Origin of the sequence: Saccharopolyspora halophila, from assembly GCF_039531955.1 — a bacterium.
Taxonomy (GTDB): Bacteria; Actinomycetota; Actinomycetes; order Mycobacteriales; family Pseudonocardiaceae; genus Saccharopolyspora; species Saccharopolyspora halophila.
The window spans coordinates 254,721-273,648 of sequence record NZ_BAAARA010000008.1; the positions used below are offsets into that span (position 1 = coordinate 254,721).

The window sequence follows — 18,928 nt, forward strand, 5'->3', positions numbered from 1 at the left end:
ATGACGAAGAGTCCACTGAGGACCCGTCAACCCGGAGGTTCGAAATGGTTTCACCAAAGCTGTTCGGGACCGCTCTTCTCACCGGGGCCGCCATCGCGTGCGCGATCCCGGCCCCGATCGCGCTGGCCGAGGGCAACCAGCCAGCAGAGCGGCTCGGCCTGGTCAATCTCACGATTCACGACCACGCCACGAAGACGTTCCGCACCGCACTCCTGGCCTGCGGACTGAACACCGGCAGCCATCCCGATCCGGAAGCGGCGTGCGACGCCATCGCCAACGCCGAGGGCGACATCGACGCCATCGAAGGCGACGACGGGATGTGCCCGCTCATCTACGCACCGGCGACCGTGCGAGCTACCGGCTTCTTCGCGGGCAAGCCGGTGGAGTACTCCGAGACCTTCTCCAACGCCTGCGTCGCCGCCAATGCCACCGCAGGAGTTTTCGACTTCTAGTCCGGACTCGCTCGCGGATCGCAGGAACTTCCGCGTCGCGCACCCACGCCATCGCGGCACGCACTAGCGTCGCCACACACCGTGACCCGGGAATACATCGCTCAGACCCGAACCGCCACCGGTTACGGTTAAGCCATGGCAACCGATGGTGATCAAGGTTCCGCGCGCCGGCCGCGCCGCGTCTACGACGAGGGCGACGAGCCAGATCCCCGGTTCACCCTCGCCAACGAGCGCACCTTCCTGGCTTGGATCCGCACCGCGCTGGCGCTGATGGCCGCCGGAGTCGGCATCGAAGCGCTCAACGCGGTCGCGGATCACCCCAGCACCATCCGCACCGTGCTGGCCGTCAGCCTGTTGCTCGCCGGAGTGCTGTGCAGCGCAACGGCTTTCACGCGGTGGATGGCGGCTGAACGTGCCCTGCGGTGCAGCCGCCCGCTTCCGGCGCCGAAACTCGCGCCGGTGCTCGGCTACGGGCTCGCCATCGTGGGCGTCGTCGCCTGCGTCCTGCTGTTCGTGAGTTCGGTCTAGACGATGCCCCGCACGCACCCGTGGGATCCCGGCCTGCAGATCGAGCGCACCACCCTGGCCTGGTTGCGCACCATTCTCGCCTTCACCGCCAGCCTGCTGGTGCTGCTGCGCTTGATCGCTCACCACAGCGCGACAGCTGCCGTCGCCTGCACGCTGGTGACGCTGCCCGTGAGCGGGATCGTGGGCTGGTTGATGTGGCGCAGGCACCGGTTCAGCGACCACAGGCTTCGCGCGAGCGCGCCACTGCCGGGCGGGGCGTTGCCCGCAGCGGCGACGGCCTTGGCGATGCTGGTCGGAGCGACCGGAATCGTCTACGTACTGTTCTGAACCGGCGGGGCCGATGACAGGAAGGTTACCTTCCTCAGGTCACCGGCTTGCGCACTCCGCGACGGCCACGGCCGGGGAGCCGCGGACCGGTGCCCCGCTCGGACGCCCAAATCGGGTCGATGACGCTGATCGCCATTGATCGCGCCTCGTCCCCGGCTGAGCCGCGTGGGTCTACTCGTTGATGAACTCCGAGTACTGCTGGGCCGTGAGCGTGGCGCCGGTGGAGGTCACCCGCACCTCCAGCAGCCAGCCCTTGTCGTACGGGTCGGAGTTGACCACCGACGGGTCCTCCTCGACCGCCTCGTTGATGGCCACGACCTCACCGGTGACCGGCGCGAACAGGTCACTGACGGACTTGGTGGATTCCAGCTCACCGCATGTCTGACCGGCCTCGATCTGCTCGCCGACCTCCGGCAGCTGCACGAACACGATGTCGCCGAGCGCGTCGGCGGCGTGCTGGGTGATGCCCACGCGCGAAACCTCGCCGCGGTCCTCGATCCACTCGTGCTCTTCGGTGTAGGACAGGTTGGTGGGCAGCGTCGACATAGCGGGAGGCTCCATAGCGTTGCAGGGGGCACGTTCGACGCGCCCCGGGATTTGGCTGGGCCTCCCCCTCTGTTGCGGGACCTGAGAGCTTCACCGCGGCCGAGGGCACGCGACTTGCACCGTGGGTGGCGCGTCGACGTTGACGAGCGCTTTCCAGAGTTGCCTTCCCCGAACGGTCATGGGTGCCTGAGAGTTTGCTGGGGAGATTTGCTCCTTCGGCGCCCTGCCAAGTGGCAGAGGCTCTCCCGCACGGGGTCGATGGCCGGTATGCGATTGTCGATGTGCTCAGCAACGATAAACGGGCCAGTGCAGCTGTCAATGACCTGCCTAACAGTGCCAAGCAAAGGCACAGGTCGTGGGGAGGACCGGTGATGCTCGACGTCGGGGCACTGGTCGAACGAGTCGGCCCCACCCTGCTGCGCACCGTGATCGCCGGGGAACCCTCCGTCTGCGTGGGGGACGTGGTCATCGCCGAACCCGACGAGCCGGTCACCGCCGCCGAGGGCGACCTGGTGCTGGGCGTTGCCATCGGTGAGCGGCAGGACGCGGTGGCGCTGGTGCAGCGCTGCAGCGAGCTGGGAGCCGCAGCAGTACTGCTGAAACCGCCGGCGGGAACCGATGAGGTAGTCGCCGAGGCCGCGAAGACCGCGGGCGTCGGGCTGGTCGAGGTCCGTACGGGCACAGCGTGGGCCCAGCTGGTGTGGCTGATCCGAGCGGCGATGGCCGGCACCGGTGTTGGTCAGCCATCCGAGCGCGGCGCCGATGTGGGCGTGGCCGATCTGTTCCGTCTGGCCGATGCGGTCGCCGACGTGGTGGATGCGCCGGTGACGATCGAGGACGCGCATTCCCAGTTGTTGGCCCATTCGGCGCGTCAGGACCTGACGGATCCGGCGCGCATCTCGACGATCATGGGCCGCCGCCAGCCCGACGACGTGCTGGCGAAGTTTCGCTCCCGCGGGACGTTTCGGCAGCTCAGCAAGGGCAATTCTGCGATCTTCGTGCCGGCTCAGCAGGACGGAACGCTGCCGCGGCTGGTGGTACCCATCCGGATGGGTGGCGAGCTGCTCGGCTCGATGTGGGCGGTGGTCCCGGGCCCGGTATCCGACGAGCGCTCCTCGGCCTTCGCCGATACCGCGCCACTGGTGGCCCTGCAGCTGCTGCGCTGGCGTGCCGTGGCGGACGTGGCGCGGCGACGCTCGGCCGAACAGGTGCGGCTGCTGGTCGACGGCGGCGAGGGCTGGCGAGCGGCGGCCAACGAGCTCGCGGTACCCAACGAGGAGCACCGGGTCATCGCCATCGAGGTTCCCGACTCCGGCGAGCCCGCCGAGGGACAGCGACTGGCGTTGTGGGAATGGATCACCCGCGGCATCGGGCGACGACCGCTGGTCACCGAGATCGGGACGGTGCTTTACGCGCTGGTCCCCGACCGAGCACGCGGTGGCGGCTGGCCCGAGCTGCGCGAGGCCCTCATGTCGCACGAGGCCACACCGCAGCCGCTGATCGCCGTGGGAACTGCGGTGGGGGTCGCCGATGTGCCGCGGTCGCGGGCGCAGGCCGATGAGCTGATCGGGCTGTTGCGCGCGGGTCACCTGCAGCAACGCGTGGCGGTCTACGAGGACGTGTGGCACCTGTTGGCGCTCAGCCGGATGGCGGGCGCTGCCACCGATGCGGGCGTGGGTGCGCTCGGGCCGTTGCCGCGGTTGCGCGAGCACGACCGCGCTCAGGGAACCGACTACTTGGCGACCCTGCACGCGTGGCTTCGCCATCCCGGGGACCCGCGGCGAGCCGGCCGAGAGCTTCGGGTGCACCCGAACACCTTCCGCTATCGCATGAAGCGGATCGGCCAGCTGGTCGAGATCGACCTGGACGATCCGGATGTGCGGTCGGCGCTGCTGATGCAACTGCTGGCCGAGCAGTGGGCGCAGCACGCGTGAGCAGGGGAACCTTCCTGTCACTTGCGGGCCCCTCGGCTGTGCGACATCAAGCGGAGTTGTTCTCGGAGCACAAACGGCGCCGTTCAATCTCATCTCATGGGAATGATGCGCCGGGGCGCGACTGGGCCGATCGTTGTCCGTAACAGCAACGAAAGGACCCCACGGTGAAGATCGCAGTACCTCGCGAAATCAAGAACAACGAGTACCGGGTCGCGATCACTCCGGCTGGTGCGCACGAACTCACCGACCGCGGTCACGAGGTGTTCGTCGAGACCGGTGCGGGCAGCGGCTCGTCCATTCCCGATGAGGACTACCTGGCTGCGGGCGCCAAGGTGCTGCCCTCCGCCGCGGATGTGTGGGCCGAGGGTGAACTGGTGCTCAAGGTCAAGGAGCCGATCGCCGAAGAGTACCCGCGCATGCGGCGCGACCAGGTGTTGTTCACATATCTGCACCTGGCGGCTTCGGCTGAGCTCACCGACGCCATGTTGGACTCCGGCGTCACCGGTATCGCCTACGAGACCGTGCAAACCGCCGACGGTGGGCTGCCGCTGCTGGCGCCGATGAGCGAAGTCGCCGGGCGCTTGGCACCGCTGGAGGGCGCGCACTCGTTGATGCGGCCCAGCGGCGGACGCGGAGTGCTGCCGGGAGGTGTCCCGGGTGTCCACCCGGCGCGCGTTGTGGTGATCGGCGGCGGGGTCGCCGGGCTCAACGCGGCGCGGGTCGCGCTGGGCATGGGCGCCGATGTCGAGCTGCTGGACACCAACGTGGACAAGCTGCGCGAGATCGACCGGGACTTCCACGGACAGATCCGCACGATCACCTCCAACCGCTACGCGGTGGAGCAGTCGGTGCGTGCCGCCGATCTGGTGATCGGCGCCGTGCTGATCCCGGGCGCGAAGGCGCCGAAGCTGGTGTCCAACCACCTGGTCTCGGAGATGAAGCCGGGCAGCGTGCTGGTCGACATCGCCATCGACCAGGGCGGATGCTTCGCCGATTCGCGCCCCACCACGCACGACGAACCGACCTACCGGGTGCACAACTCGGTGTTCTACTGCGTGGCGAACATGCCGGGCGCGGTGCCCAACACCTCCACGCACGCGCTGACCAACGTGACCTTGCCGTACGTGCTGCGCATCGCCGAAGCCGGTTGGCAGCAGGCGTGCAAGACGGACGCGGCGCTGGCCGGTGGGCTCAACACCCACGAAGGAAAGCTGGTCAACCAGGCCGTGGCCGAGGCGCACGGACGCAGCAGCGTCGAGCTGAGCTCCGTGCTGGGCTGATCTCGAGGAGGGGAACCTTCCTGGCAGATGACAGGAAGGTTCCCCTCCTCATCTCATCGTTCGCCCGGCCATCCGGCCGATGGCGCGCGGTGAATTCCTGCCGCGTGGTCGAATGAATCGGCCGGTTCTTCACAGAATGCGTTTCAGAGCAGGCGCCAAAATAGCGAGAAGCGCAGAATAGGGACGAATAGGGGCGGCCCGCTCAACCAGCCTGGGGGTCACCGGGAGCAGGCCGCCACACTCAAGTGTAGGACACGATCGCCGGTTTGCCGACGACGCAAGCCCGCCCTTCGGTGCCAATTTCCAGCCGAATCGATAACCACTCGATGGGGTGAGTCTGCTCGGGTGCCCGTGCAGGCGTGAACCTCAGCTGCCGATGTCACCCGTTGGAGTAAGGCCAGGGCGCCGCGCCCGGACTTCTCCACCGGCAATAACGCCGCATGCGAAACGTTCGCCGACGGGTGGGAGAAAGCATGACGGACACGGCACTTCGCAAGGCTGTTCTCGATCGACTCGACCGACTCGATCGATTGGTGGGCAAAGAAGACGATCCGGAATCGCTGTTACCGATTGCCCGTTCAGAGCTGCACCGGCTCTCCGAAGGGCTGCTGTTTCTGCTCGACGAACACCAGCCGGATGACGACGGTCGCTGCCCCACGTGCACGGGAACCACGCGCAGCAACCCCTGGCCGTGCACGGTGTGGCAGACGGCCCACCAGCACCTGATCGCCCATCGGGACGACGAACGCGGTCGTTCCGGCGATGATTCCACCGAGGCGCACGAGAGCGAGCCGATCGCCAAGCACCTCAGCGAGGCATCGGACGTATCGGTGATTCCGGAACCGATCGTGGCCGCCACCGGCCCCGGGCCAAGCGACTGGGACACCGGCGAGTTCACGCGGCCGAACCTCACAACCGCGCCGCAGCAGCCTCCGACTCAGCTGTCCGGACAGTTGGAGACCGATCACACCAAGATCTACCGGGCAGCGGTGGTCAGCCTCCACTGAGCGCAGTGCGCACAACACCCTCCGCTCGGCGATCCCACCACGCGTCGTCTGAGCATCCACGTCGGTCGTGCAGGATGGTTCCAGCGGGCCGGGCCCTCGGCCCGGCCGCGCACCGATCGGCGAGGGTGAACTGGAGGAGCGTGTGCACGACGGCAGCGGCCGGATCCACGTGCAAGGGCTGAGCAAGAGCTTCGGCCAGCTCCCTGCAGTGCAGAACCTGAGCTTCACAGCGCACCCCGGCATGGTGACCGGTTTCCTCGGCCCGAACGGGGCGGGCAAGACGACCGCCCTGCGCATGATCCTCGGGCTGATCCAGCCGACCTCGGGCACAGCGACCATCAACGGGTTGCCGTTCGCCGAGCTGTCGAACCCGGCCGGAGTGGTCGGCGCCGTGCTCGACGCGCACGGCTTCCACCCCAGTCGCACCGCTCACCATCACTTGCGCTGCTATGCCGCGGCGATGAACGTGCCCGACGAGCAGGCCGAGCGGGCCCTCGACCTGGTCGGCCTCAAGATCGCTGCCAACCGCAAGGTCGGTTCGTTCTCCCTCGGCATGCGACAGCGCCTCGCACTGGCCACCGCCCTGATGGGCGATCCGCAGATCCTGGTTCTCGATGAGCCAGCCAACGGGCTGGACCCCGAGGGCATCGCGTGGCTGCGGGAGTTCCTCAAGGCCTTCGCGGCAAGCGGGCGAACGGTGTTGATGTCGAGCCACTTCTTGCGCGAGATCGAGCACACCGTGGATCGGCTGGTCATCGTCAGCCACGGCTGCAACGTCTACGACGGCTACCTCGACGAGCTTCGCGCCGAGCAGAGCTCGCGAACCCTGGTGCAGACCCCTGACCCGCAACAGCTGACGGTCGAGGCGCAGGATGCCGGGTTCGGCGTGGAATACCTGCCGGACGGGCGGCTGGCCGTGCTCGGGACGGATTCGCAAACCGTGGCCGACCTCGCCGCCGCGCGCGGGATCGCGCTCTACGGGGTTCAGGACGAGCGCATCGACCTGGAACACCTGTTCTTCCAGCTGACCCACGGTCAGTACAGCGGCGCTCAGCCCCACGGGGCTTGGGTACCGCCGGTCGGCCCGGGGCAACAACCACTCCCGCCACCGGGACAGCACGGCCCGACGAGCAGTGGAGGTCTGTGATGTTGGGGCTGGTCAGGGCGGAGTTCCGCAAGATCTTCAGCACGAACCTGTGGTGGGCGATGCTGATCCCCGTCGTCGTTCTCGGGTTCTGCGCGGGCTGGCTGGGTACCGCGTTCGTGGGGATCATCGATGTTGTCGAGCAGTTCCAGACCTCGCTGCCGCTGGGCCTGCTGGCGGTCTCCCTGTCGACGAACTTCGGGACGATCTTCGCGCTGCTGTTCGGCGCGATGTCCTTCGCGGGGGAATTCCGCCACAGCACCATCACCGCCACCTACCTGACAGCGAACCCGCGCGGCTCGGTGCTGGCAGCCAAGTTGATCACTTGCGCGACGATCGGACTCGTCTACGGGCTGGCCAACGTGCTGTTCGCCAGCCTCGGCGCGTTGCTCGGATCAGGTCCGGACATGACCAACTTCGGCAGCATCGACGACTGGCTCAGCGTCGGCGGCGCGGGCGTGCTGTCCATGCTGCTGTGGGCGCTGCTCGGAGTCGGTTTCGGCGCACTGGTGACCAACGTGGTCCTGGCCGTGATCGCACCGCTGGTCTACAAGTTCGTCATCGAGTTCACCGTCTCGATCAGCCTGATGGAAACCAGCCTCGCCGGTGTCGCCCCGTACCTGCCGGGCGCTGCCGGGAACGGCATCGTCTCGAACCTCGCGGTACCGCTGTTCGTCTCCGCGGTCGCGGGACCGAACGAGCCCAACACCCCGCGCGGAGCGTTCGAACTCCTGCACCTGTTCTTCGGCGGCACCTACAACCACCCGTGGTGGCTGAGCCTGCTGACGTTCCTCGGCTACGCCGCTGCCTTCGTGGCCGGGGCCTGGTTCGTGGGGCGGCGGCGCGACGTCGCGTGAGCTGCGCAAGGGAACCTTCCTTCCATCATGCCGCCACCTGCGAGGGCAGGAGATGAGCGGAAGGTCCCCATGCGCACCTCCCAGCTGATCGGCCGCGGGTGAGGGGAACCGAAGAACGCGGACGGCGTAGTCGCGTCGGGGAAGATCGCCGCACCGGGTTTCAGTGGTCACATCCGACCGCTCGGCTGTGCTGCGCGGTCGGGGGTGCGGCATAACCTGGGGACGTGAGCGACTCCGGTAATCCCCGCCCCTCCTCCGGCGGCTGGATCCGTCGCCTCTTCACCGCTTGCAAGCGTCACCCGGTCGCATTGGTACTGGCCATGGGCGCCTCGGTGCTGGCGGTCGGGTTGGAGGCGGTCGTCCCGCTGCTGACCAAGGTGGCCGTCGACGATGCCGTGGCGCACAACACTCACCGGCTGCTGCCGATCGTGCTCGGAATGCTGGCGCTCGGGGTGTTCAGCTTCGCCGCGGCGTTCGTCCGCCGCTACAGCGCAGGCCGGTTGGCACTGGACGTGCAGCACGACCTGCGACGCGCGGTTTTCGCCGCGATGCAGCGCCTCGATGGCGGCAAGCAGGACGCGCTGCGGACCGGGCAGGTCGTCTCGCGGTCGATCAGCGACCTGCAGCTGGTGAACGCGTTGCTGTCCATGACTCCCCTGGCCGCGGGGACCGCCGTGCTCGCGGTGTTCGCGATCTCGGCGATGCTGTGGCTATCGCCGCTGCTCACCGTCGTCGCGCTGATCGTGACTCCCCTGGTGGCGGTGATATCGGCGCGCAGCAAGAAGAGGTTGTTCCCGGCCACCTGGTCGGCGCAGCAGAGCGCAGCCGACATCGCGCAGCACGTCGAGGAGACGGTCACCGGTGTGCGCGTGGTCAAGGGGTTCGGCCAGGAGGAACGCGAGGTCGGCCAGCTGCGAGAGCGGGCACGTCGGCTGTTCGGCGAGCGGATGCGCGCGGCCCGGTTGACCGCGCTTCCCTCCGCGAGCCTGGCTGCGCTTCCCTCGGCCGGACAGGTGGGGGTGCTCGGCCTGGGCGGTTGGCTGGTGCTGCAGAACGAGGTCAGCATCGGAACCTTCGTGGCATTCGCCGGCTACGTCACCATGCTCACGGGACCGGCCCGGATGCTCTCCAGCATCGTGATCCAGGGGCAGCTGACGCGAGCTGCCGTGGAGCGCATCTACGAACTCGTCGATTCCCAGCCGGAGGTCCAGGAGAAGCCCGACGCGCGCAGCCTGCCCGAGGGGCCTCTGGAGGTCCGGCTCGACGACGTCGACTTCGGCTACACCCGTGGCCAGCCGGTGCTGCGCGGGACGTCGTTGCAGGTGCGCCCCGGCGAGACCGTCGCTCTCGTCGGACCGGCCGGTTCCGGCAAGTCCACGGTGTCGCTGCTGCTACCCCGCTTCTACGACGTGCATTCGGGAAGCATCACCATCGGCTCGGCGAATGGCGACGCCCGTGGCCACGGCCACGATCTTCGAGACCTGCGGTTCGAGTCGCTGCGCAGCGCCGTGGGCGTGGTCTTCGAGGAAGCGTTCCTGTTCTCGGACTCCATTCGCGGCAACATCGCCTACGGGCGTCCGGACGCCACCGAGGACGAGGTGATCGAGGCTGCCAAGGCGGCCGAGGCGCACGAGTTCATCTCGGATCTGCCCGACGGCTACGACACCGCTGTCGGCGAGCGCGGGCTGACGTTGTCCGGCGGGCAGCGGCAGCGCGTGGCGTTGGCACGGGCGCTGCTGTCGGACCCCCGCGTGCTGATCCTCGACGACGCGACCTCGGCGGTGGACCCGACGACCGAGGCGGCCATCCACGACACTCTGCAGTCGGTCACCGCTCAGCGCACCACTCTGCTGATCGCACATCGCCGCTCCACGCTGGCTCTGGCGGATCGGATCGTGGTGCTCGACGAGGGCCGCGTCGTCGACACCGGGACCGAGACCGAGCTGTTGGCGCGCTGCGAGCTGTTCCGATCGCTGCTCGCCGGTGCTGGCAAAGTCATCGACGCACCCGCGCACCAAGCCACCGAGGCGAACTCCGACGGCCCCACACCGAAGCTGTGGCCGGAGCCCGAAGATGACGACGATCCGCTGCTGGCCGTTTCCGCTGGTCCGGAGACGATCGGACGGGGCGGCGCGGGAAGCAGGTCGGGTACGTCGACGCCACCTACACCGGAGCTGATCAAGGGGATCGGCGAACTACCGCCGATCAAGGATGCCCCGCGTGACCACGGTCAAGATCCCACCGCACCCGATCCGCAGTTCAGACTGCTGCGGCTGCTCAAACCGATCCGCTGGGGACTGCTGCTCACGGTCGCGCTGGTGGCGGGCGACGCGTTGACCTCCGTGTTCCTGCCATCGCTGGTGCGGCACGGCGTTGATAGCGGCGTCGGCACGGGCCAGGCCGACGCGTTGTGGCTGGCGACCGCGCTGGCGGCGCTGGTGGTGGCGGCTGGCTGGCTGGCGGTTCTGCTGCAGACCGTCGTTGCAGCGCGCACCGGCGAGTCCTTGCTCTACGCCCTGCGGATGCGCAGCTTCGCGCACCTGCAGCGGCTCGGGTTGGACTTCTACGAGCGAGAGCAGGCCGGGCGGATCATGACCCGGATGACCACCGACGTCGACGCGTTGTCGACGTTCCTGCAGACCGGTCTGGCCACCTTCGTGGTCAGCGCGCTGACTCTCGTGGGCATCGCGGTCGCACTGCTGGTCACGGACGTCTCGCTGGCGCTGGTCGCGATGGCCGTCCTGCCCGTGCTGGTGCTGGCCACAGTGGTCTTCCGGCGTGTCTCCTCGCGGGCCTACACCGAGGCGCGCGAGCGGGTCAGTGTCGTCAACGCCGACCTGCAGGAGAACGTCTCCGGTATGCGGGTGGCCCAGGCGCACCGCCGCGAAGGGCACGCGGCGAAGGTCTTCTCCCAGCGCAGCGACGCTTACCGGCGCACGCGCCTGCGGGCGCAGCGCTACATCGCCACCTACTTCCCGTTCGTCACGATGCTCTCGGACATCGCTCAAGCCGCCGTGCTGGGTGTGGGTGCCGCGCGGGTGGCTTCCGGAGACCTGACCTCTGGCGTGCTGGTCGCGTTCCTGCTGTACCTGCGGTTGTTCTTCTCCCCGGTGCAGCAGCTGGGCAGCGTCTTCGACGCCTATCAGCAAGCCAAGGTCGGACTGAGGCGCATCGGCGAGCTGCTGCGCACGCCGAGTTCGGTGCCGGACGCGACCGCACCGGCCGCCCTCGGCGAACGACTGCGCGGCGAGGTCGAGCTTCGAGACGTTTCGTTCCGCTACCCGGGCACCGAGCAGTACGCGCTGAGCGACGTGTCGTTGACCGTGCACCCTGGTGAGACGGTGGCTCTGGTGGGCGCGACCGGTGCGGGCAAGTCGACCTTGATCAAGCTCATCGCCCGGTTCTACGACATCACGGACGGGTCGGTCCTGGTCGACGGGGTCGATGTGCGCAGCTACGGGCTCACCGACTTCCATCAGCGGCTGGCCGTGGTGCCGCAAGAGGGGCATCTCTTCGCCGGCGACGTGGCCACCAACATCGCCTACGCGCGGCCCGAGGCGACTCCGGACGAGATCGAGGCCGCCGCGCGCGACGTCGGGGCGTTGCCGGGCATCGCGATGTTGCCGCGCGGCTTCCGCCAGCAGGTCGGCGAGCGGGGCCACGGGCTCTCGGCCGGGCAGCGGCAGCTGGTGGCGTTGGCCCGCGCCGAACTGGTCGATCCCGATGTGCTGCTGCTCGACGAGGCGACGGCGGCCCTGGACCCGGCCACGGAGTCGATGGTGGTTGCCGCCAGCGACCGGGTCGCCGCGCGGCGCACGACCTTCGTCGTGGCGCACCGGCTGGGTACGGCGGCACGGGCTGACCGGATCGTGGTCGTCGATGACGGTCGCATCGTCGAGCAGGGAGGCCACCAGCAACTGCTGGCCGGCAACGGGCACTACGCACGACTCTGGCGGGCCGCCGAGGAGCATCGTGGCAGCGGCCGAAGCGTCGGCAGCATCGCCTGAGCGGGAGTTTCTTCCGGGCTTGAGCGGTGCGGTGCGGAAGGGAACCTTTCGATCAACTCCGCGCGGGTGGCGGTGTGAGTTTGGGAACCTTTCGGTCACGAACCCTGCCCGAACCCGGCGAACAAACACGTTCCGGCAAAGGAACGCCACGCTGCGCCACCGATGGACCCCGCAACCCGCGTTCGTAGGCGCTCATCTGAGCGCACAACCGAGTTGCGCCCGCCACATCGATGGGCCCGGTGATCATCCGGACACACAACGTGGCGCTGAAACGTCATAATGGGGGCGGACGACATTCTCGGTAGGGAAGTACCAAGCGGCGCTGAGCAGCGAGTAGGCATCGTAGGCGTGGCCGTTGATCGTCCGCGTGGGCCGTTCGGGGGTCATCCCCGCTGGAAAGACGATCCTGATCGATTTTGTGACGGATATCGGTCCATCGAACGGCCGTCCTGTGTGTCAACCTCGCGATTCGGACGGCTAGCCTGGTACCCGAGTGTGTCTGTAAATCACGAGCAGATGGATCGAGGCGAACGCCAGCCGTGTCCAGCAGCCCCGCGTCACAGTTCGGCCCCAATGAGTGGTTGATCGAGGAGATGTACGAGAAGTACCTCCAGGATCCCACCTCCGTAGACTCGGCGTGGCACGAATTCTTCGCCGACTACAAGTCGGGCCAGACAGCAAAAGACAACACCGCGACCGCTGCTGCGGCCGGCGCCGCGGCGGCCCCGGCGACCACCGCCACCGCCAAGCGTTCGGGTGAGACCAACGGCCAGGCGCCGTCGGCCGCGACTCCGGCTGCGGCTCCGGCTCCGGACCCGCAGCCGGCCAAGCCCGCGGCCAAGCCGTCTCCGCAGCAGGCCGCCAAGGCGGCACCGGTCAAGGAGCCGCAGGCCGAGGGCGACGTGAAGACGCTCCGAGGCGCTGCGGCGGCGATCGCCAAGAACATGGATCAGTCGCTGTCCGTTCCGACCGCGACCAGCGTTCGCGCGGTTCCGGCCAAGCTGCTGTTCGACAACCGCATCGTCATCAACAACCACCTGAAGCGGAACAAGGGCGGGAAGGTCTCCTTCACCCACCTGATCGGCTACGCGCTGGTCCGGGCAGTCCGGGACTTCCCGAACATGAACCGCCACTACGGCGTGGACGCCAAGGGCAAGCCCGCGGCCATCACGCCGGAGCACATCAACCTCGGCCTGGCGATCGACCTGCCGAGCAAGGACGGGTCGCGCAACCTCGTGGTCGCCTCCATCAAGGCCTGCGAGGAAATGACCTTCTACCAGTTCTGGCAGGCCTACGAGGACATCATCCGCAAGGCGCGCAACAACGCGCTGACCGCGGACGACTTCGCCGGAACGACGATCTCGCTGACCAACCCGGGCCCGTCGGGCACCAACCACTCGGTGCCGCGCCTGACCCAGGGCCAGAGCGCGATCATCGGTGTCGGCGCGATGGACTACCCGGCCGAGTTCCAGGGAGCCAGCGAGAAGACGCTGGTCGACATGGGCATCAGCAAGATCGTGACGCTGACGTCCACCTACGACCACCGCGTCATCCAGGGCGCCGAGTCCGGCGACTTCCTGCGCCGCGTGCACTCGCTGCTGCTGGGCGAAGACGGGTTCTTCGACGACGTCTTCGCGTCGCTGCGCATCCCGTACGAGCCGGTGCGCTGGACCAACGACATCCCCGAGGGCGCTGTCGACAAGACCGCCCGGGTGCTCGAGCTCATCGACGCCTACCGCACGCGCGGCCACCTGATGGCCGACATCGACCCGCTCAACTACCGGCAGCGGCGGCACGAGGACCTGGACGTCCTCTCCCACAGCCTGACGCTGTGGGACCTCGACCGCGAGTTCGCGGTCGGCGGGTTCGCGGGCAAGGAGAAGATGCGGCTGCGCGACGTGCTCGGGGTGCTGCGCGACTCCTACTGCCGCACCGTCGGCGTGGAGTACATGCACGTCCTCGAGCCCGACGAGCGCGAGTGGCTGCAGGAGCGGGTCGAGAAGCCGCACACCAAGCCGGACCCGACCGAGCAGAAGTACATCCTGTCCAAGCTCAACGCGGCCGAGGCCTTCGAGACCTTCCTGCAGACGAAGTACGTCGGGCAGAAGCGCTTCTCGCTGGAGGGCGCCGAGACCGTGGTGCCGCTGCTGGACGCGGTGCTGGACAGCTCCGCGGAGCACGAGCTCGACGAGGTCGTCATCGGTATGCCGCACCGCGGCAGGCTCAACGTGCTGGCCAACATCGTGGGCAAGCCGATCTCGCAGATCTTCCGCGAGTTCGAGGGCAACCTGGACCCGGGCCAGGCGCACGGCTCCGGTGATGTGAAGTACCACCTGGGTGCCGAGGGCAAGTACTTCCGCATGTTCGGCGACGGCGAGACCAAGGTGTCGCTGACCTCGAACCCCTCGCACCTGGAGGCCGTGGACCCGGTGCTGGAAGGCATCGTCCGCGCCAAGCAGGACATCCTGGACAAGGGTCAGGAGGGCTTCACCGTCCTGCCCGTCCTGCTGCACGGTGACGCGGCGTTCGCCGGTCAGGGCGTTGTCGCCGAGACGCTGAACCTGTCGCTGCTGCGCGGCTACCGCACCGGCGGCACGGTGCACGTGATCGTCAACAACCAGGTCGGTTACACCACCGCGCCGGAGCACTCCCGCTCCAGCAAGTACTGCACGGACGTGGCCAAGACGATCGGCGCGCCGGTCTTCCACGTCAACGGCGACGACCCCGAGGCCTGCGTGTGGGTCGCGAAGCTGGCCGTGGAGTACCGCAAGGCGTTCGGCAAGGACGTCGTCATCGACATGGTCTGCTACCGCCGCCGCGGTCACAACGAGGGCGATGACCCCTCGATGACGCAGCCGAAGATGTACGACGCGATCGACAAGATGCGCAGCGTTCGCAAGGTCTACACCGAGTCGCTGATCGGCCGCGGTGACATCACCGTCGAGGAGGCCGAGAAGGCGCTCAAGGACTACGCCGCTCAGCTGGAGCACGTGTTCAACGAGGTGCGGGAGCTGGAGAAGACCCCGCCGGAACCGAGCCCTTCGGTGGAGGCCGAACAGCAGGTCCCGCGTGGCCTGTCCACGGCCATTTCCAAGGACGAGCTCGAGCGCATCTCCGAGGCGCAGATCAACCTGCCCGAGGGCTTCAGCCCGCACCCGCGGGTCAAGCCGGTGCTGGAGCGGCGCGCCAAGATGGGCCGCGAAGGCGGCATCGATTGGGCCTTCGGTGAGCTGCTGGCGTTCGGGTCGCTGGTCAGCGAGGGTCGTCAGGTCCGGCTGACCGGTCAGGACTCCCGCCGGGGCACCTTCGGCCAGCGCCACTCGGTGCTCATCGACCGCAAGAACAACTCCGAGTACACGCCGCTGCAGAACCTCTCGGACGACCAGGGCAAGTTCCTGGTCTACGACTCGGCGCTGTCGGAGTTCGCGGCTCTGGGCTTCGAGTACGGCTACTCGGTGGGCAACCCGGATTCGCTGGTGCTGTGGGAAGCGCAGTTCGGTGACTTCTTCAACGGCGCCCAGCCGGTCATCGACGAGTTCATCTCCTCCGGCGAGGCCAAGTGGGGCCAGCGCTCCGACGTGGTCATGCTGCTGCCGCACGGGCAAGAGGGCCAGGGCCCGGACCACAGCTCGGGCCGCATCGAGCGGTGGCTGCAGCTGTGCGCCGAGGGTTCGATGACCGTGGCGATGCCGTCGACTCCGGCGAACTACTTCCACCTGCTGCGGCGCCACGCCCTGGACGGCATCCACCGTCCGCTGGTGGTGTTCACGCCGAAGTCGATGCTGCGCCTGAAGGCCGCGACCAGCCCGGTCGAGGACTTCACCGAGGGCAAGTTCACCTCGGTGATCGACGACCCGGCCCAACCGGACCCGTCGCAGGTCAAGAAGCTGGTGCTGTGCACCGGCAAGCTCTACTACGAGCTGGCCTCGCACCGCGACAAGGAAGGCATCACCGACACCGCGATCGCCCGGCTCGAGCAGCTCTACCCGCTGCCGCACCGCAAGCTGGGCAGGTTGTTCGAGCGCTACCCGAACTTGGAGTCGGTGCGCTGGACGCAGGAGGAGCCGGCCAACCAGGGCGCATGGCCGTTCCTGGGCTTGGCGCTGCCGGAGCTGTTCCCGCAGCTGGCCGGCGCGCTCCAGCGGGTGTCGCGTCGGCCGATGGCCGCCCCGGCCACCGGTCTGGCCAAGGTCCACGAGGTCGAGCAGGCAGAGGTCGTGGAGTCGGCCTTCGCCTGATCCACGACTGACGCGGGCCGCCGGTTCTTTCGGGAGCCGGCGGCCCGTTTTCGTTCCCAGCGGGGTGCGGGCTCGCGATCAACGCGGGTTTCGTACCCTGCTGTTCCCGAACCGCTCCGCCAAGACATCTCAGGTGAACGAGGAGGAAGCAGGTGTACTTCACCGACCGCGGCATTGAGGAACTCGAGGAGCGTCGCGGAGACGACGAGGTCGCCCTGTCCTGGGTCGCTGACCGGATGCGGGCCTTCGTGGATCTCAACCCGGATTACGAGGACGCCACCGAGCGGCTCGCGACGTTCCTGGCGCGCGACGACGCGGACGACGAGTGACGCCGAGCCCGGCCGCGAACCCCCAGCCCGCGGCCGGGCTCCCCGGATCAATCCGGCAGCAGGACGGCGCGTCCGAGCACGGTGCGAGCTTCGATCGCCGCGTGCGCTGCGGCCGCTTCCCGAAGCGGGAAGCTCGGCCCGACGGTCGGTTCGATCTTGCCCGCTGCTGCCTCGGTCAACGCGCGCACCAGCAGCTCCTTGCGCTGCTGCCGGGAGCTGTGCTGGAGGTCGAGCAAACCTGTCACGACCACGCCGCTGCGCTGTGCCTGCGCCTCGTCGATCACCGCGAAGTCCCCGCTGGAGGCCCCGTAGGTGTAGACGCGGGCTCCCCGGTCGGCCGCGTCGAAGGCGGCTCCGCCGAGCGATCCGCCGGCTCCGTCGAACACGACGTCGACGCCACCGGTCAGCTCGCGGACCCGTTCCTGCCAGCCGGGCTCGCTGTAGTCGACCGGTTCCGCACCCAACTCGCGCACCAGGTCGAGTTTCGCCGCACCGCGCGCCGCGCCGATCACGCGTGCACCCGCGCCCCGGGCCAGCTGGACGAGGATCGTCGCCGCTCCACCGCCAGCAGCGGTGACGAGCACTCGTTCGCCGGAACCGATCCGAGCGTGCTCGGCGAACAGCAGCGCCGTGGTCGCGTCGTGCAGCAACACCACCGCTGCCCGCTCGTCCAACCCATCGGGCACCACGACCAGCTCGGACTCCGCGACGACGACCAGTTCGGCGTAGGTTCCGGCGTTTCCGGTGCTCGCGACGACGGTCTTGCCCAGCCAATCGGGATCGACGTCGGCACCGAGCTCCACCACTTCCCCGGCCACGCCGTCACCGGGAACGTAGGGCGGCGTGGTCCCGAAGTACTCCTGTCCCCATCCCCGGCGAAGCTGAGTGTCCACGAACAACACGTCCACAGCGGACGTCCGCACCAGCACCTGCCCGGCCGAAGGCCGCGGATCCCCGATTTCGACCACCGACAGGACCTCCGGTCCGCCGAACTCCTTGACCTGCACCGCACGCATCACGACCACGCTCCGTTCCGCTCGACTCCAAGCATCTTCGAACTTCGAGTTAGCTGGAGGTCAAGGTGCGGGAAGGTGACAGGAAAGTTCCCTTGCTCAGATCAGCGCACGCGGTCTCCCTTGCGCCACACCGCGTGCGTCAGGGGCACCCCCGGCCGGTAGGCCAGCCACGTGGCGCTCGGGGCGTCGAGCACCTGGACGTCCGCGCGGGCACCGGGCCGCAGCACACCGACCGCGTCCGCACCGCTCTCGCGGCGCAGCGCGCGGGCTCCGCCCCAGGTCGCGGCACGCACGGCTTCGTCCACGCTCATCCGCATCTGCAGCACCGCAGTGGCCACGCAGAACGCCATGGACGAGGTGTAGGAGGAACCCGGGTTGCAGTTGCTGGCCAGGGCGACGGTGGCTCCCGCGTCGAGCAGCGCACGCGCGTCCGGAAGCGGCTGGCGGGTGGACAGGTCGCAGGCGGGCAACAAGGTCGCGACCGTGTCGGACTCGGCGAGAGCGCCCACATCGGCGTCGGTCAGGTGCGTGCAGTGATCGACACTGGCGGCACCCACCTCGACGGCCATCGCCACCCCTGGGCCGGGTTCGAGCTGATTGCCGTGGACCCGCAGTCCCAGCCCGCGTCTCGCGGCAGCGGCCAGCACGCGCCGGGACTGATCCGCGTCGAAGGCGCCCTTCTCGCAGAACACGTCGCACCAGCGCACATGGGTGGCCACCGCATCGAGCATCTCCCCGCACACCAGGTCCAGGTAGTCCTCGGCCCGCTCGCCCGGCGGAACCAGGTGCGCCCCGAGGAACGTGACCTCATCGGCGAGCCCGTTCGCGATCTCGGCTGCCCGCACCTCGTCCTCGACGGTCAGCCCGTAGCCGGTCTTGGTCTCCACGCAGGTGGTGCCTTGGGCTGCTGCTTCGTCGAGGTGCCTGCGCAGGTTCCTCGCCAGTTCCTCGTCACCGGCCCGGCGGGTCGCCTCGACCGTGACGGCGATGCCACCGGCCCGGTAGGGCTCGCCCGCCATGCGGGCGGCGAACTCGGTCGTGCGGTCGCCTGCGAAGAGAAGGTGCGTGTGGCTGTCCACCCAACCGGGCAAGACCGCGCGCCCCTCGACATCGACGCGTACGTCGGCGGCGGGTGCCCGGCTCGTCGGACCGGCCCAGGTGATCCGCTCGTCTTCCAGGACCAGCGCCGCGTCCTCGAGCTTGCCGATCTCGGGCTCGTTGGTGGTAAGTTCACCGATTCCAGTGATAACAGTGGCTGGCATC

General features: G+C 68.4%; 14 protein-coding genes and 1 riboswitch. Of the genes, 11 read left to right on the forward strand and 3 right to left on the reverse strand.

The window, feature by feature from the left end; genetic code table 11:
• The first annotated feature begins 44 nt into the window (after window positions 1-44).
• The 3 genes from ABD289_RS13740 (at window position 45) to ABD289_RS13750 (ending at window position 1,307) form a co-directional block, all read left to right on the forward strand.
• A complete protein-coding gene (locus ABD289_RS13740; RefSeq protein WP_344131269.1) occupies window positions 45-452 on the forward strand; it encodes an SSI family serine proteinase inhibitor in 408 nt (135 codons plus the stop codon).
• Window positions 453-587: 135 nt separating this feature from the next.
• Window positions 588-980: a YidH family protein gene (locus ABD289_RS13745; RefSeq protein ID WP_344131272.1), complete on the forward strand. Its 393-nt coding sequence runs from the start codon at window positions 588-590 to the stop codon at window positions 978-980.
• 3 nt (window positions 981-983) lie between these two features.
• Complete coding sequence (locus ABD289_RS13750; protein WP_344131275.1) at window positions 984-1,307, forward strand: DUF202 domain-containing protein; 324 nt, start codon at window positions 984-986, stop codon at window positions 1,305-1,307.
• Window positions 1,308-1,478: 171 nt separating this feature from the next.
• On the opposite strand, the gene gcvH is transcribed toward ABD289_RS13750, so the two are convergent.
• A complete protein-coding gene (gene gcvH, locus ABD289_RS13755) occupies window positions 1,479-1,853 on the reverse strand; it encodes a glycine cleavage system protein GcvH (RefSeq protein ID WP_344131278.1) in 375 nt (124 codons plus the stop codon).
• Window positions 1,854-2,016: 163 nt separating this feature from the next.
• Window positions 2,017-2,111: riboswitch (glycine riboswitch) on the reverse strand.
• Between the two features lie 113 nt (window positions 2,112-2,224).
• Between gcvH and ABD289_RS13760 the strand changes: the two genes are divergently transcribed.
• From ABD289_RS13760 to ABD289_RS13795, 8 genes are all read left to right on the forward strand, one after another.
• A complete protein-coding gene (locus ABD289_RS13760; RefSeq protein WP_344132049.1) occupies window positions 2,225-3,787 on the forward strand; it encodes a helix-turn-helix domain-containing protein in 1,563 nt (520 codons plus the stop codon).
• Between the two features lie 164 nt (window positions 3,788-3,951).
• On the forward strand, window positions 3,952-5,067 hold the full coding sequence (ald, locus tag ABD289_RS13765; protein WP_344131281.1) for an alanine dehydrogenase: 1,116 nt from the start codon (window positions 3,952-3,954) through the stop codon (window positions 5,065-5,067).
• A gap of 473 nt (window positions 5,068-5,540) precedes the next feature.
• Window positions 5,541-6,074, forward strand: a complete 534-nt coding sequence (locus ABD289_RS13770; RefSeq protein ID WP_344131285.1) for a hypothetical protein — start codon at window positions 5,541-5,543, stop codon at window positions 6,072-6,074.
• Window positions 6,075-6,216: 142 nt separating this feature from the next.
• On the forward strand, window positions 6,217-7,221 hold the full coding sequence (locus tag ABD289_RS13775; RefSeq protein WP_344131288.1) for an ABC transporter ATP-binding protein: 1,005 nt from the start codon (window positions 6,217-6,219) through the stop codon (window positions 7,219-7,221).
• A complete protein-coding gene (locus ABD289_RS13780; protein WP_344131291.1) occupies window positions 7,221-8,075 on the forward strand; it encodes an ABC transporter permease family protein in 855 nt (284 codons plus the stop codon). Before ABD289_RS13775 ends, ABD289_RS13780 begins: the two co-directional genes overlap by 1 nt.
• Window positions 8,076-8,299: 224 nt before the next feature.
• Window positions 8,300-12,082 (forward strand): ABC transporter ATP-binding protein, encoded by a 3,783-nt coding sequence (locus tag ABD289_RS13785; protein ID WP_344131294.1) that lies wholly within the window; start codon window positions 8,300-8,302, stop codon window positions 12,080-12,082.
• Between the two features lie 593 nt (window positions 12,083-12,675).
• Complete coding sequence (locus tag ABD289_RS13790; protein WP_425564687.1) at window positions 12,676-16,320, forward strand: multifunctional oxoglutarate decarboxylase/oxoglutarate dehydrogenase thiamine pyrophosphate-binding subunit/dihydrolipoyllysine-residue succinyltransferase subunit; 3,645 nt, start codon at window positions 12,676-12,678, stop codon at window positions 16,318-16,320.
• A 152-nt stretch (window positions 16,321-16,472) separates the two neighbouring features.
• Complete coding sequence (locus tag ABD289_RS13795; RefSeq protein WP_344131300.1) at window positions 16,473-16,649, forward strand: DUF6104 family protein; 177 nt, start codon at window positions 16,473-16,475, stop codon at window positions 16,647-16,649.
• 47 nt (window positions 16,650-16,696) lie between these two features.
• Here ABD289_RS13795 and ABD289_RS13800 read toward each other — a convergent pair whose 3' ends face one another.
• Together ABD289_RS13800 and hutI are read right to left on the reverse strand one after the other, a co-directional pair.
• Window positions 16,697-17,665 carry a zinc-binding dehydrogenase gene (locus tag ABD289_RS13800; RefSeq protein ID WP_344132052.1) on the reverse strand — a complete coding sequence of 323 codons (969 nt, stop codon included), beginning with the start codon at window positions 17,663-17,665 and terminating at the stop codon, window positions 16,697-16,699.
• Between the two features lie 101 nt (window positions 17,666-17,766).
• The gene (gene hutI, locus ABD289_RS13805; protein WP_344131304.1) at window positions 17,767-18,927 is read right to left on the reverse strand and encodes an imidazolonepropionase; all 1,161 of its coding nucleotides are present in this window, start codon (window positions 18,925-18,927) and stop codon (window positions 17,767-17,769) included.
• Between the last annotated feature and the right edge of the window lies 1 nt (window position 18,928).

Coding starts and splice junctions, on each gene's coding strand:
- ABD289_RS13780 (WP_344131291.1), top strand. CDS start 7,221: ATGTTGGGGCTGGTCAGGGCGGAGTTCCGCAAGATCTTCAGCACGAAC.
- ABD289_RS13800 (WP_344132052.1), bottom strand. CDS start 17,665: ATGCGTGCGGTGCAGGTCAAGGAGTTCGGCGGACCGGAGGTCCTGTCG.
- ABD289_RS13740 (WP_344131269.1), top strand. CDS start 45: ATGGTTTCACCAAAGCTGTTCGGGACCGCTCTTCTCACCGGGGCCGCC.
- hutI (WP_344131304.1), bottom strand. CDS start 18,927: ATGCCAGCCACTGTTATCACTGGAATCGGTGAACTTACCACCAACGAG.
- ABD289_RS13750 (WP_344131275.1), top strand. CDS start 984: ATGCCCCGCACGCACCCGTGGGATCCCGGCCTGCAGATCGAGCGCACC.
- ABD289_RS13770 (WP_344131285.1), top strand. CDS start 5,541: ATGACGGACACGGCACTTCGCAAGGCTGTTCTCGATCGACTCGACCGA.
- ABD289_RS13790 (WP_425564687.1), top strand. CDS start 12,676: ATGTACGAGAAGTACCTCCAGGATCCCACCTCCGTAGACTCGGCGTGG.
- ABD289_RS13760 (WP_344132049.1), top strand. CDS start 2,225: ATGCTCGACGTCGGGGCACTGGTCGAACGAGTCGGCCCCACCCTGCTG.
- gcvH (WP_344131278.1), bottom strand. CDS start 1,853: ATGTCGACGCTGCCCACCAACCTGTCCTACACCGAAGAGCACGAGTGG.
- ABD289_RS13745 (WP_344131272.1), top strand. CDS start 588: ATGGCAACCGATGGTGATCAAGGTTCCGCGCGCCGGCCGCGCCGCGTC.